Source organism: Mycobacterium sp. MAC_080597_8934 (assembly GCF_000523975.1).
Lineage (GTDB): Bacteria > Actinomycetota > Actinomycetes > Mycobacteriales > Mycobacteriaceae > Mycobacterium > Mycobacterium avium.
The window spans coordinates 279,575-293,471 of record NZ_JAOS01000019.1; the positions used below are offsets into that span (position 1 = coordinate 279,575).

Below are 13,897 nucleotides of genomic sequence, written 5' to 3' on the forward strand. Positions count from 1 at the left end.
GCCGGGTGGACCTACGAGCGCTCGAGGAACTTCCGCTGACCTATTCCGAGGTGGGGGCGACGGCCTCCGGCGACCTGCCCGCCGGATATCACCATCAACACGTCGAGCGCCAAATCGGTACGGGTGCAGCGCGTTTCGAGCAGGCCGCCGGGGCGGTGCTGCGCTGGGGCATGCAGCGCGGCTCGGGGCTGCGGGTGCAGGCCAGCTCCGAGGTGGCCGTCGTCGACGCCGTGGTGGTGGTGCGGCTGGGGTTTGTGCCCGCCCCCTGCCGCGTCGTCTACGTCGTCGACGAACCCGACATCCGCGGCTTCGGCTATGGCACGCTGCCGGGCCATCCGGAGTCCGGCGAGGAACGCTTCGTGGTCCGCCACGACCCGGCCACGTCCGCGGTGTACGCGGAGGTGACGGCGTTCTCCCGGCCCGCGACCTGGTGGGCCAGGGCCGGCGGGCCGGTGCTGCGGGTCGGTCAGCGCGTCATCGCCCGGCGCTACCTGCGCGCGGTGTAGCCACCGCGGTTTCGTCGCCGAGGGTCACGCCAGCGTGGCGACCGCCGCTGAGCGTCACGCCAGCGTGACAACGGAGGCGGCGATCGCCGCCGAGGGTCACGAGCCCCAGCGGGACAGCAATTGCTCTGCGCCACTGCACATTTCGTCGATGACCTCCGCGACCGTCGCGTCATTGCGGATCATCCCCACCCCCTGGCCGGCATCCACCGGCGCGACCCGGCAGTCCCCGGCGGCGATCGCGGCGGCCAACTCCTCGCAGGCCCCGGCGTCCAGCGTTTCCTCCCGGCCGGTCCACCGCTCGACGAAGTCGTTGGCCAGCACCCGGGACGGGAACCGGGCCGGCCAGGGCAACCCCTTGGCGACGTCGAAGGCCCGGGTGACGGCGGTGTCGGTCTCGGCGGCCTCGACCAGGGCCCGCCGGTTGCCGTCGGCGGTCAGCGCCTCCGGGCAGGCCGACAGCCGGGTGCCCACCCACGCCCCGCTGGCGCCGGCGGCCAGCACCGCGGCCAGGCTGCGCGCCGAGGCGACGCCGCCGCCGGCCAGCACCGGCACCGAGACGGCGTCCAGCACGGCGTCGAGCAGCGGCAGCAGCCCCAGCTTGACCTCGCCGTGCCCGCCGCCCTCCGAGCCGCGCGCCACCAGGATGTCGACGCCGGCGTCGACCGCCTGCCGCGCGCCGAGGCTGTCGTAAACCTGTGTGACGGTGGGGATTCCGGCGTCGTGCGCCTTGGCGACCCAGGACCAGTCGGTGCCGAAACTGACCGACAGCAGGGCGGGCCGGGCGGCCAGCGCGTCCTCGAGCAGTCCCGCCTCGTTGCGCATCACCCAGTCGACCAACCCGATCCCGAACCGGCCGTCGACGTATTGCAACTGCTCGGCCAGCAGCCGCCGGGTGGCCACGCTGCCCATCCCGACCATGCCCAGGCCACCGGCGGCGGTGACCGCCGCGGCCAGCCGGCCGCCGGCGACCCCGCCCATCGGGGCGTTGACGATGGGTACCCGCAGGCCGAAACCCGCGGACCACGGTGTGGACAACATGGCCGGCTAGTGCGCCGACGGGATGGTTTTCAGCACGGTCAGCAGGACCACCGAGTCCTCCACCGCGTGCAGGGCATGCCGTTCGGCCGGGATGGCGACATACTCGCCGGCCCTGCCCTCCCAGGCGTCGCCGCCGGTGGTCAGCCGCACGTGACCCTGCAGCACCTGCAGCGTGGCCTCGCCCGGGCTGTCGTGTTCGGACAGGTCGTGGTCGGCCAGCAGCGCGAGCACGGTTTGCCGCAGCTCGTGGGTGTGCCCGCCGTGGATGGTGTGCGCGGCACGCCCGCTGTGCGATTGTTTTGCCTCGGCCAGCTTTTCGGCCGCAAGGTCGGTCAACGAGACGGAATCCATGATCGGGTCCTTCGAAGTCGCAAGGCCTTCGCCTTGAGGGTTGGCCGTCAACCGCTCAGTAGCAGTATCCCCGCCGCGATCAGCGCGACCACCTTGACCGCCTCCAGCGCGACGTAGCCATAGTGGGCCCGGGAGCGGGGTCCGTCCGCCCCGGCCAGCACCCGGTCGGACCGGCGGGTCAGGGCGGGCCGGACCGCCACCAGCTGGACGGCCAGGGCGGCGACGGCCACGCCGATGGCCACCGCGACGCCCGCCCGGGTGGGGCCGGCCACCACGATCGCGCCGATGACGAGGGCGAAGACCACCTCGACGGTGTTGAGCGCGCGAAAGACCAAACGTCCGATGCCCAGCCCGATCTGCAGGGTCACGTTGGGCGCCCGGAACTTCAGCGGCGCCTCCAGGAACGAGATGGCCAGCACCATGCCGAGCCAGACGAAGGTGAGCGCGACGGCGATCGCGGTTCCGGTGCTCATCTGCCCGCCCCTTGCAGCGTCAGGTGAGCCAGACACAGGTCCGGCTCGACGAACGGGTCGAGCCGGTCCACCGAGACCGGCGCGCCCCAGCTTTCCATGGCCCCCTGCATCAGGCCCAGATGCACCGGGCACACCACATTCGAGGAGTTCTCGGCCAATTCCAGGAACGGGCAGTGCCGCAGGCCGACCTGCTGCTCTCCGTCGATCACCCGGCGCTCGGGTGCGAAGCCGAGCTCGTCGAGCACGTCGACCAGCTGGGCGATGGCCTGCTCGGCGCCGGCCGCGTCCCGCGGCAGCCGTTCGGCGTCCAGCTGCTGCCCCCAGGCCCGGCCGGCGGCCAGCGCCTTGGGCGCGGGATCGGTTTCGGCGGCGAAGGCCTTCGCCAGGATTTCGGCCAGCAGCCGGTAGTGCCGCGTCCCGCCGCGGTCCATCTGCCGCACCGCCCGGAACATCAGCGGTGGGCGGCCGGGCCCCTTGCGGTCTAGCTCGACGTGCTCGACCTGGCCGTCGGCGACCAGGCTGTCCAGATGGAAGCGCACCGTGTTGGGGTGCACGCCCAGCACGTCGGCGATCCCGGCGATGCTCATCGGCTCGGGCGAGGCGCGCAGCAACCGCAGCACCGCGCGGCGGCGGCCGGCCGATTCCCCGGCCGAGGTGGCCAGCAACTTCCGTGACTTGGTCAACGGGTCCCCCACGCTCCTCGTCGGTCAGGAGCCGTCCGAATGGGCGGCACTGGGCTGGCTTGCCACCAGCGGGGTGTCGACGCCGAGCGGGCCCAGCTTCGCCGCCCCGCCCGGGGATCCCAGGGGCGCGTCGCGGCCCGGCAGCGGTTCGGCGAAGAACGCTTCATTGTCGGCCAGGTGCGGTTTGAGGTCCTCGGGCAGGTCATCTTCGTAGTAAATCGCCTCCACCGGACACACCGGCTCGCACGCGCCGCAGTCGACGCACTCGTCGGGATGAATGTAGAGCGCCCGGCCGCCCTCGTAAATGCAATCCACCGGACACTCGTCGACGCAAGCGCGGTCCATCACATCGATGCATGGCTTCCCGATCACGTAGGTCATGCGCTAGAGTTTACACAATCAATCTTGTAAAAACTAGGCTCACCGTCGGAGAATCCATGGCCGCCAACGAACTTCGCACAGGTTCCGAACCTCCGCTCCCCGGGTCGCACCGCGCCGACGAGGCGGTGGCCGGGCATTGGCTGCTGGCGCGGCTCGGCAAACGGGTACTGCGGCCCGGCGGTGTCGAGCTGACCCGCACCCTGCTGTCCCACGCGCAACTGCCCGGCGCCGACGTCGTCGAGCTGGCGCCGGGCCTGGGCCGCACCGCCACCGAGATCGTGGCCCGGGCGCCGCGCTCCTACGTGGGCGCCGAGGCCGACCCCGATGCAGCCAACGTGGTGCGCGGCGTGCTAGGCGATCTCGGTGCGCACAACGCCGCCGTGCGGGTCGCCGACGCGGCCGACACCGGATTGCCCGACGCCAGCGGCGATGTCGTCATCGGCGAGGCGATGCTGACCATGCAGGGCGATGCGGCCAAGCGGGCGATCGTCGCCGAGGCGGCGCGCGTGCTGCGCCCGGGCGGCCGCTACGCCATCCACGAACTCGCGCTGACGCCGGACACCGTCTCCGAGGAGGTCAGCACCGACATCCGCCGGGCGCTGGCCCGGGCCATCAAGGTGAACGCCCGTCCGTTGACCGTTGCGGAGTGGTCGGCGCTGCTGGCCGAGCACGGATTGGTGGTCGATCACGTCGCGACCGCGCCGATGGCGCTGCTGCAGCCGCGCCGGCTGGTCTCCGACGAGGGGTTGTTCGGGGCGCTGCGGTTCGCCCGCAACGTGCTGGTGCACCGCGACGCCCGCAAGCGGGTGCTGACCATGCGCCGCACGTTCCGCAAACATCGCAGGCAACTGGCCGCCGTCGCGATCGTCGCCCACAAGCCGACGGCGTCGCAGACCGGCTGACCGCGGCCGACTTTGGGCCCTTTCCGCAATCGCGGCGTGACGGATTAGTGACGCCCCCTGACGTAACTTGGCTGCGGCGGTCGCGGAGAACAAAGGAGCATGCCGGTTATGGGGGCCAGTCCAATGACGGAGTCCGACCTCGATGCGTTGGCGTCGGATTTCCTGCAGTCGCACTACCTCGGCTCGACGTACGCGGATTGGTCGCCCGATCGCCGGCTCGACATGTTCTTGCGGCGGCGGGGCCTGGCGCGGGTGGCCAACGACGGCGACCTGTCGCACAACGTGTTGCAACGCATCATGGCCCGAGCGGGCCGTGCCTCGTTGGCGCGGCACTGATCGGCCCGCTCGTCGCGACGGGAGAACCAGGTGGGCGATCACGATGACCGAAGAGCGGAAAAAATCGGGATATTTCACGGTCAAAACAACGACCGGCGCAATGGTACACACGTACTATTGTGCTCGAGAGCTGGACGTGCCGCCGGAGTCGAATGAGTCGTTGAGGCTAGCGGGGAGGGGACGATGAATTCACCGAAATGGATGGTTCATTGGCCGCAGCGCAGGCCGACGGCCACCATCTACCAGCTGACCGACCGACTGCACCGCGGGCATGTCGCCCGGGTGCCCGCCCACCAGATCACGGCGACGGTGTCGGCGTGGCTGGCCGATCTGGGCGCCGACAGCCCGCTGGTCGACGAACTCGAACGCGCGGTGCGCGGCGGCGACTGGGCGGCCGCGCACGCCCTGGGCGAGTGCCTGTCCATCGAGATCGCGGTGGCCGACTGAGACGCCCGATCGCTCACCGCTCGGGACGCACCCGCGCGGCGCGGCGCAGCGTCTCGTCGATCACCCGGTCGACGGCGCCGAAGTAGGTCGGTGACGGTGCGCCGCCGGCCAGCTCGGCGATCGCTCGCTGTTCACCCAAAACGTCTGCGGCTGCGAGGTTTTCGGCCATCCGCGCGGCGTGCACGCTCAGCCCGCCCAGCAGTTCCGTGCACTGGGATGCGGCCACGGCGGTGCGCCGGCCCAGGGTGCGCAGCGTGTCCCACTCGGCATGCCAGGCGCCGTCCGGGCGTTCGTCGCCGGCCAGCGCGGCGGCGGTGTGCAGCGTCGCGGCCAGCGGCGGGCCCGCGATCCCCGCCCGGCGAATCAGGATGGACAACACCGGGTTTCGCTTGTGCGGCATCGACGACGAGCCGCCGCGGGTGGCGGTCGGCGGCTCACCGAGTTCGCCGATCTCCGGGCGGGCCAGGGTGACGACGTCCGCGGCGATACGGCCCCAGCTGTCGGTGCAGCCGACGAGGGCGTCGGCGGCCGCGGTGATCGGTGCGCGGGCGGTGTGCCAGGGGGGCCGCGGCGCCAGGCCCAGCGCGGCCGCCGTGCCGCGAGCGAGCTCGACGGAGACCGCCGCCGGGTCGGCGGTGCCGGTGCGCAGCGCCGCGAGTTCGGTGCTGGCGGCCAATGTTCCTGCAGCGCCGCCGATTTGGACCGGGGTGACCAGGGCTATCACGTTGTCGAAGGCGTCGATGACCCCGTTCAGCCAGCCGGCGGCCTTGGCGCCGAAGGTGGTGGGGGCGGCGTGCTGGGTGAGGGTGCGGGCCACCATGGGGGTGGCCCGGTGCCGGTCGGTCAGCGCGGACAGCACCCGGATCTGCTCTCGCAGTTCGGCGATCAGGTCGTCGGCGAGCGCGCGCACGCCCAGCATCAGGGCGGTGTCCAGCACGTCCTGGCTGGTGAGCCCGCGGTGAATCCACGGCGCGACGGCCGGGTCGGCGCGCTCCCGCAGCAAGCGCACCAGCCCGATGACGGGGTTGCCGCCGTCCTCGGCGCCGACCGCTAGCGTCTCGGAGTCGTTGTCCGCCACCAGGTTCCGCAGGTCGGCCGCCGCGCAGTCGGCCGGTGCCAGTCCGGCGCCCGTCAGCGCGGCCAGCCACGCCGATTCCACCGCCACCATCGCATCCAGCAGCGCGGCGTCGGTCATGTGCTCACCGGCGCGGTGGTCCCCCGGCCACAACAGGTTGGTCATCGCTCGTCCGTCCGGTAGGCCAGGAACACCGTCTCGCCAGGTCCCTGCAGGCGGATATCGAATCGGTAAGCGCGGCCGCCGTTTTCGGCGACGCACAGCAGCGTGGTGCGGCGCTCGGGGGCGACATGGGCCAGCAGCGAATCGGTGTCCGGTCCCGCGCCGGGCAGGTAGGCGCGGGTGAACAGCCGGTTCAGCAGCCCGCGGGCGAACACGGTGAGCGCGAAGAACGGCGTGCGGCCGTCGATCACCGATCCCGGCGCGAGCGTGGTGAACCCGTATCCCCCGTCCTCGCCGGTCGCGCACCGGCCCCATCCGGTGAACACCGCGGGATCGCGGCGCAGCGAACCGGCTTGGCGCACAATGCGTCCCGCGCCGTCGGGCTGCCACAGCTCCACCAGCGCGTCGGGAACGGCCGCGCCGACGCCGTCGTACACCGTGCCGTGCAGCCGGACGGCCCGCGGATCGCCGTCGTCGACCAACCGGGCGTCGCCGGGATACGGCAATCCCAGGTCCAAAAAGGGGCCGACGGTTTGCCCTGGCGTGCAGGCTGTTTCAGTCATTCCCGGCCCCGGTCGGGGTTCGCCCGCCGCCGGCCAGCACGATGTCCCACCGGTATCCGGTGGCGTATTCCGGCTGGGTGAGGTCGTGGTCGTAGTGGGCGATCAGCCGCCGGCGCGCCGCGGGGTCCAGGATGGACTGAAAGATCGGATCCAGCTCGAACATCGGGTCGCCGGGAAAATACATCTGGGTGATCAGCCGCTGAGTGAAGGCGGTTCCGAAGACCGAGAAATGGATGTGGGCGGGCCGCCAGGCGTTGTGGTGGTTGCGCCACGGGTAGGGGCCGGGCTTGATGGTCAGGAAGCGATACCAGCCGTCCGGCCCGGTCAAACAGCGCCCGGCGCCGGTGAAGTTGGGGTCCAGCGGGGCGGGGTGGCGGTCGCGCTGGTGGCGGTAGCGGCCGGCGGCGTTGGCCTGCCAGATCTCGACCAGCTGACCGGGCACCGGCCGGCCGGCCTCGTCGACGACCCGCCCGGCGACGACGACCCGCTCCCCGATCGGCTCGCCGCGATGGCCGGCGGTCAGGTCGGCGTCCAGCGGGTCGACGTCGTCGCGGCCGAAGCACGGCGCCCACAGCTCGGCCGCCTCGGGATCGACCGCGACGAGCGGTTGCTTGGGGTGGCGCAGGATGGTGGCCCGGTACGGCGGATAGTCCAGCAGCGGCTGGCCGGCGCCCCCGTCGTCGGCGCGGTATTGCGCTGCGATGCGGGCGATCTCCGCGGTGATGTCGCCCTGAGAAGCGACACACTCGGGGTCCATGAGCCGTGAGGCTACTCCCGATCCGTCGCCGAACCCGGCAGGCGGGCGGTGTGGTCGACCGTCGGCCTCAGAGCGAACGCACCAGCGCCGCGCGTCCCTTGGTGCGCATCTTGTACAGCGCCGAGCCGCGGTACTGCTCCATCTTGGCGGCCATCTTGTTGCCCAGCTCCTCGAGCTCCGCGTCGGTGATGTGCACCTGCGGCGGGGCCGGGATCATGTCGCGTTCCTCCTCGTCGGCGTGCGCCTCGAGCACCGTCTTGAAGGAGTTCCATTCGTCCTCGTAGTTCGGCGCGCTCTGCGGGGTGCGCAGCAGCACCGAAAGCTGGTCGACGACCTGGCGATGCTCGGCATGGGCGACGGCGATCAGCTTGCTGGCCTCCTTGAGGGCCGGGTAGTACAGGTCGTCCTCGATGCGGAAGTGGATGTCGAGCTCGATCAGCAGGTCGTCGAAAAGGGCATGGCGCTCTTCGGAATTCACCGGCGCATCGCTGATCTTGCGGCCGAGGCCCTTGATCACGATGTGGTGTTCCTTCAAGACGTCGTAGGCGTTCAACTGGCTCCTCCTTTTGCGATTCCGACCGCGCCGCCGGGAGCGGGCTGCTGCTCGCCGCGGACCTCGACCACTCCGTCGACCACTCGGGCCTGGTAGCACGGCAGCGGCGCCGCCGCCGGCCCGCGCACCACCTCGCCGGACTCGGCCGCGAACCACGAGCCGTGCCAGGGGCAGACCAACCGGCCCCGGTCCAGCCAGCCGTCGGCCATCGGGGCGGCCAGGTGCGGACAGAACTCCCCGTACGCGGCGACCTCGCCCGGCTTGGTCTGGCAGACGACCAGGCCGACGCCGTCGACCTCGACGCGCACCGGTTTGCCGTTGAGCGAACTGGCCGGCAGCACCGGCGTCCAGGCCGAGGTGCGCAGCCGCGGGCCGGACTGGTCGATGCCGATGCCGGACTCGAAGACCAGCGCCCCGCCCAGATAGCTGCCGGCCACCGTGATGCCGTAGCCCAGCGCGGTGAGCAGGATGCCGCGTCCGTGCCGGCCCCGGCGCCGGTCGAACCACGACTGCACGTACAGCGCGGTGGCGGCCACGTTGAGCAGGCCGTGCACAGCGCCGACCCGGCGGTCCTCCTCGTGGGTGTGCTGCCAGTCGGTGACGCCGGTGACGGCCGAACCCAGGCTGGCCAGGATGCCCACCCCGAGCGCGCGGGTGGCGAACCGGGAGGCGTCGACGACCTCGGAGGCGGGTTGCCCGGGCAGCACGCTCAGCGCGTCCAGCGCCACCGTGGTGCCGAGCGCGCCGCTGGTCAGCGACGCCAGCGGCGGGTGCACCGGGTGACCGAGCCAGACCCCGTTGAGCGCGTTGGTGACGGTGTTGCGGGCGCTGCCCAGCCCGTTGTAGGCGAAGCTGAGCAGGTGTTCGAACCGGTAGCTCGGCCGGTCCATCCACTCCTGGCGGCCGATCGCCGCCACCACCTTCGATCCGACCTTCTGCAATCGACCCGCTCGTGGTCGACCCACCATGACACCAGTCCTTTCTCACGCCGGCAGGCAGACGGCGATCATCACGCCGAACCGAACGGATACCCCTTAACGCGCCGCGCTCACATGCGCGGGATGGCTGACGTGAACAACCGTAACTGCGGCGTTGCGGCTTTCGATTGCGTGCAACCTGTGAATTAGCACCAAGCATTCTGGCGGAAACCTGGTGACGCGCGGGCCCGGAGATTGACCAGCGCTACCGACTGCGGGATTCTACTGAGCGGAAAGTATTTCTGTAGAACAGAGGCAGCGATGGCGGGGCCGGACGGCGGATTGCTCGGGGTGCTCGAGAACGTGCGCCGCGGGATGATCCCCGCGCACATCTACAACGACCCCGAACTGTTCGCGCTGGAGAAGCGGCGACTGTTCGCCCGGGCGTGGACGTTCGTGGGGCACGAGTCCGAGATTCCGCACGACGGCGACTACATGGTGCGCCGGGTGCTCGACGATTCGTTCATCATCACCCGCGGATCCGACGGCCGGGTGCGGGCCCTGTTCAACATGTGCCTGCACCGCGGGATGCAGGTGTGCCGCGCGGAGCTGGGCAACGCCTCCAATTTCCGCTGCCCGTATCACGGCTGGACCTACCGCAACGACGGCCGGCTCACCGGGTTGCCGTTCCACCGGGAGGCCTACGGCGGCGACGACGGGTTCGTCAAGGACCAAACCCTTTTGCCCGCACCGAATTTCGCCGGCTACAACGGGCTGCTGTTCATCAGCCTGGATCCGGCCGCACCACCGCTGCAGGATTTTCTCGGCGACTTCCGGTTCTACCTGGACTACTACACCCGCCAAAGCGCGGGCGGCGTGGAGCTGCGCGGGCCGCAGCGCTGGCGGATCCGGGCGAACTGGAAGATCGGGGCGGAGAATTTCGCCGGCGACATGTACCACACCCCGCACACCCACGCCTCGATCGTCGATATCGGGCTGTTCCGCGAGCCGAAGGCCCAGAAGCGCAAGGACGGCGCTACCTATTGGGCGCACCGCGGCGGCGGCACCACCTACAAGCTTCCGCCGGGCGGCTTCGAGGAGCGGATGCGCTACGTCGGCTACCCCGACGAGATGATCGGGCGGATCAAACAGGTGTGGACGCCGCGGCAGCAGCGGGTGGTCGGCGAGGACGGGTTCATGGTCTCGGCGGCGACCTGCTTTCCCAATCTGAGTTTCGTGCACAACTGGCCCAAGGTGCGCGACGGGCGCGACGACGAGACGCTGCCGTTCATCTCGATCCGGTTGTGGCAGCCGATCAGCGAGAACGAGACCGAGGTGTGTTCGTGGTTCGCGGTGGACTCCGCGGCTCCCGCGCACTACAAACAGGATTCGTACAAGGCGTATCTGATGTGCTTCGGGTCCACCGGCATGTTCGAGCAGGACGATGTGGAGAACTGGGTGTCGCTGACCACCACCGCGGGCGGGTCGATGGCGCGGCGGCTGCTGCTGAACAGCCGGATGGGCCTGTACGACGACGGCCGCCCGGTCGTCGAGGCGCTGGCGCCCAGCGCTTTCCACGGCCCCGGACGCGCGCAGGTCGGCTACAACGAGCACAACCAGCGGGCGCTGCTGGCCATGTGGGCCGACTATCTGCAGGAAGGCGACGCATGCGAAAATCGTTGACCTGCCTGCCCTTTGACGATGCTCGGCACCTGCAGGCGCACCAGTTCCTGGTGGACGAGGCCTACCTGCTCGACGCCCAGCACTACCAGGCGTGGTTGGACACGCTGACCGACGACGTCCGCTACGTCATGCCGGTGCGGGTGACCACCGCGCGCGGCGCGGGGTTCGACACCAGCCCGGGGATGGCGCATTTCGACGAGGACAAGTACTCGCTGAGCCAGCGGGTCGCGCGGTTCGCCACCGAGCACGCCTGGACCGAGGATCCGCCGTCGCGGCTGCGGCATTTCGTCACCAACGTGCGCACCTTCGTCGAGGACGACCGGCACCTGCTGGTCGAGTCCGCCGAGCTGCTGTTCCGCAGCCGCGGCGACGTCAACGAGAGCGCCCTGGTGTCCTGCGGCCGCGAGGACGTGCTGCGCTGGTCTGAGGATCGCTGGAAGTTGGCCCGCCGCAGCATCTTCGTCGACGAGTCGGTGCTGCGGATGCAGAACCTGGCGGTGTTTTTGTGAATCCCGTCGGCGAACCCATCATCCTCGGCAACGAATTCACCGAGGTGCGGGTGCAGCGGGTCGAGACTCGCAACGGGTCGCGGCTGCTGATCAGCGCCCCCAAGACCGGGCGCTCGATCACCCTGGACCCGCTGGAGGTCGAGGCGCTGACCTGGCAGAACCCCCGCACGCTGGCCGCCATGGTGGGCAACGGCCAGGCGCCGCTGCTGCCCGACGAACCGGAGGACGGCGATGACCGGCTGGCTTGACGGCAAGCGCGCCCTCGTCGTCGGCGCGGGGTCGGGAATCGGGCGCGCCGTCGTCGACGCCTTCGCCGCCGAGGGCGCGAAAGTCGCTGCGCTGGAACGCGATAGCGACAAGTGCGACCGGCTGCGCCGGCAGCTGCCCGAGGTGGCCGTCGCCGAGGGCGACGCCACCACCCGCGAGGCCAACGAACGGGCCGTGGCGCTCGCGGTGGACACCTTCGGCGGGCTGGACACCCTGGTCAACTGCGTCGGGGTGTTCGACTTCTACCGCGGGGTGGGCGACATCGACGCGGGCGCGCTCGCCGACGCGTTCGACGAGATGTTTCGCACCAACGTGCTGAGCCACCTGCAGTCGGTCAAGGCGGCGCTGCCCGCGCTGCGGGCCGCCGGTGCCTCCTCGATCGTGCTCACCGAGTCCGCATCGTCGTTCTATCCGGGCCGCGGCGGGGTGCTCTACGTGTCGTCGAAATTCGCGGTGCGCGGGCTGGTTTCGGCGTTGGCGCACGAGCTGGCGCCGGGGATCCGGGTCAACGGCGTGGCCCCGGGCGGCACGCTGGGCACCGACCTGCGCGGCCTGGCCAGCCTGGGGCTGCAGGGCACCCGCCTGGACGACGCCCCGGACCGGGCGGCCGAGGTGGCCGCCCGCACTCCCCTGCGGGTCGCGCTGTCCGGCGCCGACCATGCCTGGAGTTTCGTGTTCCTGGCCTCCGACCGGTCCCGCGGCATCACCGGCGAAACCGTAAGGCCCGACGGCGGATTCGGGCTGGGGACGCCGCGGTGAGCGGCCGGCTGGACGAGCAGCGCGCCCTGGTGGCGCAGGGCTGCCGGGTGGCGGCGGCCCGCGGCCTGGTCGACGGCATCCTCGGGCATGTGAGCCTGCGGATCGACGACGAGCGCCTGCTGGTGCGCTGCCGCAGCGACACCGACGACGGGGTGGCGTTCACCCGGCCCGGCGACATCCGGCTGGTCCGGTTCGACGGAACCGCGGGCGCCCCAGGTGAACTCGACGGCTACCGGGTGCCGAACGAACTGCCGATCCACGTCGAGACCATGCTGGCCGACCCGCGGCACACCGCCGTCGCGCACCTGCACCCAGCGGCCGTGGTCGCCGCCGACCTGGCCGGCATCAGCCTGCGGCCGATCTACGGCGCCCACGACATTCCCGGCGCCTGGCTGGCCCGCGGCGGCGTGCCGGTGTACGAACGCGCCGTGCTGATCCGCGATTCGCGGCTGGCCCGGGATATGGTGGCGGCGATGCGCGGCCGGCCGGTGGTGATCTGCCGCGGGCACGGCATCACCAGCGCCGCCGCCACCGTGCCCCAGGCGGTGCTGCAGGCGATCAGCGTCGACGCGCTGGCCCGGATGTCGTTGCGGGTGCGCGCGGCCGGCGGCACGCTGCGCGACATCGACGACGCCGACTGGGACGACCTGCCGGACCTGGGTCCGGCGTTCACCGCCGAGGCGGCCTGGCGGCACGAGGTGGCGCGGATCGGAGGCTAGCCGAGCTGATCGCCGATCTCCTTGGCGGCGGCCACAAGTGCGGCGGCCACCGCGGGGTAGCGGGCGGCGTCCAGCCGGTTCTGCGGGGCGGCGGCGTTCAGGGCCAGCCGCAGCCCGGGCGCGCGGGTGGGGATCGGCACGGCGACCGACGCGACACCCTCCTCGCTCTCCTCCCGGTTGGTGGCGTAGCCGCGCTCGCGGATCCCGGCCAGCTCGGCCTCCAGCGCGGCGCGGCTGCCGATGGAATGCGCGGTGATGCGCTTGAGCCGCTCGCGCGGCAGCAGCGCCCGCAGTTCGGCCGCGGATAACTGCGCCAGCATCACCTTGCCCGTCGAGGTGCAATGCGCCGGCAAGGCGCGGCCCAGCCGGGAGGCCACGCGCACCGCGGCCGGGCCCTCGACGGCGGCGACGAACCGCACGCTGGCCCCGTCGAGCATGCCGACGTGCACCGTCTCGCGCAGCTGCTCGCTGAGCGCGCGCATGATGGGCGCGGCCGATCGCGCGATGTCGAGGCGGCCGAAGATGGCGAACGCCACCCCGGTCAGCGACGGGCCGGGCAGATACGCCTTGGACACCGGGTCCTGCCGGACGAATCCGCGGTAGGCCAGCATCGCCAGCAGCCGGTGCGCCGTCGAGGACGCCACACCCAGATAGCGGGTGGCCTCGCTCAACCGGATCTCGGGTTGCTCGCCCAGCAGCAGCAACAGCTTGAGCGCGTTGTCGACCGATTCGATCGGATACTGCGGCGCAAGCGCATCGGCGGCCGGCGCGGCCGCGGCTGGCCCGGCGACTCGCGCACGCTTGGCTGGCATGGCT

20 protein-coding genes are annotated in these 13,897 nt (G+C 71.3%); 9 read left to right on the top strand and 11 right to left on the bottom strand.

Annotation, left to right across the window (positions count from 1 at the left end; all coding sequences use genetic code 11):
- The first annotated feature begins 5 nt into the window (after positions 1-5).
- Positions 6-506 carry a DUF1990 family protein gene (locus NF20_RS10165; RefSeq protein WP_023861179.1) on the top strand — a complete coding sequence of 167 codons (501 nt, stop codon included), beginning with the start codon at positions 6-8 and terminating at the stop codon, positions 504-506.
- 96 nt (positions 507-602) lie between these two features.
- Here the strand turns inward: NF20_RS10165 and NF20_RS10170 are convergent, their stop codons facing one another.
- The 5 genes from NF20_RS10170 to fdxA are packed head-to-tail and all read right to left on the bottom strand — an operon-like array spanning position 603 to position 3,432.
- Positions 603-1,544 (bottom strand): NAD(P)H-dependent flavin oxidoreductase, encoded by a 942-nt coding sequence (locus NF20_RS10170; protein WP_009977806.1) that lies wholly within the window; start codon positions 1,542-1,544, stop codon positions 603-605.
- Between the two features lie 6 nt (positions 1,545-1,550).
- On the bottom strand, positions 1,551-1,895 hold the full coding sequence (locus NF20_RS10175) for a cupin domain-containing protein (protein ID WP_003875345.1): 345 nt from the start codon (positions 1,893-1,895) through the stop codon (positions 1,551-1,553).
- A 47-nt stretch (positions 1,896-1,942) separates the two neighbouring features.
- Positions 1,943-2,368, bottom strand: coding sequence for a hypothetical protein (locus NF20_RS10180; RefSeq protein ID WP_023869562.1), 426 nt, complete (start codon positions 2,366-2,368; stop codon positions 1,943-1,945).
- Complete coding sequence (locus tag NF20_RS10185; RefSeq protein ID WP_033712745.1) at positions 2,365-3,063, bottom strand: helix-turn-helix transcriptional regulator; 699 nt, start codon at positions 3,061-3,063, stop codon at positions 2,365-2,367. Before NF20_RS10185 ends, NF20_RS10180 begins: the two co-directional genes overlap by 4 nt.
- Before the next feature lie 12 nt (positions 3,064-3,075).
- Positions 3,076-3,432, bottom strand: a complete 357-nt coding sequence (gene fdxA / locus NF20_RS10190) for a ferredoxin (protein ID WP_003875342.1) — start codon at positions 3,430-3,432, stop codon at positions 3,076-3,078.
- Between the two features lie 56 nt (positions 3,433-3,488).
- On the opposite strand from fdxA, the gene NF20_RS10195 reads away from it, so the two are divergent.
- The 3 genes from NF20_RS10195 to NF20_RS10205 all read left to right on the top strand — a co-directional run bounded on the left by NF20_RS10195 (position 3,489) and on the right by NF20_RS10205 (position 5,117).
- Positions 3,489-4,334, top strand: a complete 846-nt coding sequence (locus NF20_RS10195) for a class I SAM-dependent methyltransferase (RefSeq protein ID WP_033712744.1) — start codon at positions 3,489-3,491, stop codon at positions 4,332-4,334.
- Between the two features lie 123 nt (positions 4,335-4,457).
- Positions 4,458-4,670 carry a hypothetical protein gene (locus NF20_RS10200; RefSeq protein WP_003878561.1) on the top strand — a complete coding sequence of 71 codons (213 nt, stop codon included), beginning with the start codon at positions 4,458-4,460 and terminating at the stop codon, positions 4,668-4,670.
- 183 nt (positions 4,671-4,853) lie between these two features.
- Positions 4,854-5,117, top strand: coding sequence for a hypothetical protein (locus tag NF20_RS10205; RefSeq protein WP_010949706.1), 264 nt, complete (start codon positions 4,854-4,856; stop codon positions 5,115-5,117).
- 13 nt (positions 5,118-5,130) lie between these two features.
- On the opposite strand, the gene NF20_RS10210 is transcribed toward NF20_RS10205, so the two are convergent.
- From NF20_RS10210 to NF20_RS10230, 5 genes are all read right to left on the bottom strand, one after another.
- Positions 5,131-6,357, bottom strand: a complete 1,227-nt coding sequence (locus NF20_RS10210; protein ID WP_033712743.1) for a lyase family protein — start codon at positions 6,355-6,357, stop codon at positions 5,131-5,133.
- Complete coding sequence (pcaG, locus tag NF20_RS10215) at positions 6,354-6,917, bottom strand: protocatechuate 3,4-dioxygenase subunit alpha (protein WP_050593731.1); 564 nt, start codon at positions 6,915-6,917, stop codon at positions 6,354-6,356. The genes NF20_RS10210 and pcaG overlap by 4 nt, the downstream gene beginning before the upstream one ends.
- Positions 6,910-7,674, bottom strand: a complete 765-nt coding sequence (gene pcaH, locus NF20_RS10220) for a protocatechuate 3,4-dioxygenase subunit beta (RefSeq protein ID WP_033712740.1) — start codon at positions 7,672-7,674, stop codon at positions 6,910-6,912. Before pcaH ends, pcaG begins: the two co-directional genes overlap by 8 nt.
- Before the next feature lie 67 nt (positions 7,675-7,741).
- The gene (locus NF20_RS10225) at positions 7,742-8,227 is read right to left on the bottom strand and encodes a hemerythrin domain-containing protein (RefSeq protein ID WP_033712739.1); all 486 of its coding nucleotides are present in this window, start codon (positions 8,225-8,227) and stop codon (positions 7,742-7,744) included.
- Complete coding sequence (locus NF20_RS10230; protein WP_011725507.1) at positions 8,224-9,195, bottom strand: Rieske 2Fe-2S domain-containing protein; 972 nt, start codon at positions 9,193-9,195, stop codon at positions 8,224-8,226. The genes NF20_RS10225 and NF20_RS10230 overlap by 4 nt, the downstream gene beginning before the upstream one ends.
- A gap of 270 nt (positions 9,196-9,465) precedes the next feature.
- Between NF20_RS10230 and NF20_RS10235 the strand changes: the two genes are divergently transcribed.
- Genes NF20_RS10235 through NF20_RS10255 form a run of 5 tightly spaced genes read left to right on the top strand, consistent with a single transcriptional unit; the run spans position 9,466 to position 13,081 of the window.
- Entirely contained in the window at positions 9,466-10,827 is a 1,362-nt protein-coding gene (locus NF20_RS10235) for an aromatic-ring-hydroxylating dioxygenase subunit alpha (RefSeq protein ID WP_011725508.1), read from the top strand.
- Positions 10,812-11,336 (top strand): 3-phenylpropionate/cinnamic acid dioxygenase subunit beta, encoded by a 525-nt coding sequence (locus NF20_RS10240; protein WP_033712738.1) that lies wholly within the window; start codon positions 10,812-10,814, stop codon positions 11,334-11,336. Before NF20_RS10235 ends, NF20_RS10240 begins: the two co-directional genes overlap by 16 nt.
- On the top strand, positions 11,333-11,584 hold the full coding sequence (locus NF20_RS10245; RefSeq protein WP_033712737.1) for a hypothetical protein: 252 nt from the start codon (positions 11,333-11,335) through the stop codon (positions 11,582-11,584). The genes NF20_RS10240 and NF20_RS10245 overlap by 4 nt, the downstream gene beginning before the upstream one ends.
- Positions 11,568-12,362, top strand: coding sequence for a 3-(cis-5,6-dihydroxycyclohexa-1,3-dien-1-yl)propanoate dehydrogenase (hcaB, locus tag NF20_RS10250; protein ID WP_033712736.1), 795 nt, complete (start codon positions 11,568-11,570; stop codon positions 12,360-12,362). The genes NF20_RS10245 and hcaB overlap by 17 nt, the downstream gene beginning before the upstream one ends.
- Complete coding sequence (locus NF20_RS10255; RefSeq protein ID WP_033712735.1) at positions 12,359-13,081, top strand: class II aldolase/adducin family protein; 723 nt, start codon at positions 12,359-12,361, stop codon at positions 13,079-13,081. Before hcaB ends, NF20_RS10255 begins: the two co-directional genes overlap by 4 nt.
- On the opposite strand, the gene NF20_RS10260 is transcribed toward NF20_RS10255, so the two are convergent.
- Positions 13,078-13,893, bottom strand: a complete 816-nt coding sequence (locus tag NF20_RS10260) for an IclR family transcriptional regulator (protein WP_033712734.1) — start codon at positions 13,891-13,893, stop codon at positions 13,078-13,080. The genes NF20_RS10255 and NF20_RS10260 overlap by 4 nt on opposite strands.
- Between the last annotated feature and the right edge of the window lie 4 nt (positions 13,894-13,897).

Coding starts and splice junctions, on each gene's coding strand:
- pcaG (WP_050593731.1), bottom strand. CDS start 6,917: ATGACTGAAACAGCCTGCACGCCAGGGCAAACCGTCGGCCCCTTTTTG.
- NF20_RS10175 (WP_003875345.1), bottom strand. CDS start 1,895: ATGGATTCCGTCTCGTTGACCGACCTTGCGGCCGAAAAGCTGGCCGAG.
- NF20_RS10170 (WP_009977806.1), bottom strand. CDS start 1,544: ATGTTGTCCACACCGTGGTCCGCGGGTTTCGGCCTGCGGGTACCCATC.
- NF20_RS10200 (WP_003878561.1), top strand. CDS start 4,458: ATGACGGAGTCCGACCTCGATGCGTTGGCGTCGGATTTCCTGCAGTCG.
- pcaH (WP_033712740.1), bottom strand. CDS start 7,674: ATGGACCCCGAGTGTGTCGCTTCTCAGGGCGACATCACCGCGGAGATC.
- NF20_RS10260 (WP_033712734.1), bottom strand. CDS start 13,893: ATGCCAGCCAAGCGTGCGCGAGTCGCCGGGCCAGCCGCGGCCGCGCCG.
- NF20_RS10230 (WP_011725507.1), bottom strand. CDS start 9,195: ATGGTGGGTCGACCACGAGCGGGTCGATTGCAGAAGGTCGGATCGAAG.
- fdxA (WP_003875342.1), bottom strand. CDS start 3,432: ATGACCTACGTGATCGGGAAGCCATGCATCGATGTGATGGACCGCGCT.
- NF20_RS10240 (WP_033712738.1), top strand. CDS start 10,812: ATGCGAAAATCGTTGACCTGCCTGCCCTTTGACGATGCTCGGCACCTG.
- NF20_RS10205 (WP_010949706.1), top strand. CDS start 4,854: ATGAATTCACCGAAATGGATGGTTCATTGGCCGCAGCGCAGGCCGACG.
- NF20_RS10210 (WP_033712743.1), bottom strand. CDS start 6,357: ATGACCAACCTGTTGTGGCCGGGGGACCACCGCGCCGGTGAGCACATG.
- NF20_RS10180 (WP_023869562.1), bottom strand. CDS start 2,368: ATGAGCACCGGAACCGCGATCGCCGTCGCGCTCACCTTCGTCTGGCTC.
- NF20_RS10235 (WP_011725508.1), top strand. CDS start 9,466: ATGGCGGGGCCGGACGGCGGATTGCTCGGGGTGCTCGAGAACGTGCGC.
- hcaB (WP_033712736.1), top strand. CDS start 11,568: ATGACCGGCTGGCTTGACGGCAAGCGCGCCCTCGTCGTCGGCGCGGGG.
- NF20_RS10195 (WP_033712744.1), top strand. CDS start 3,489: ATGGCCGCCAACGAACTTCGCACAGGTTCCGAACCTCCGCTCCCCGGG.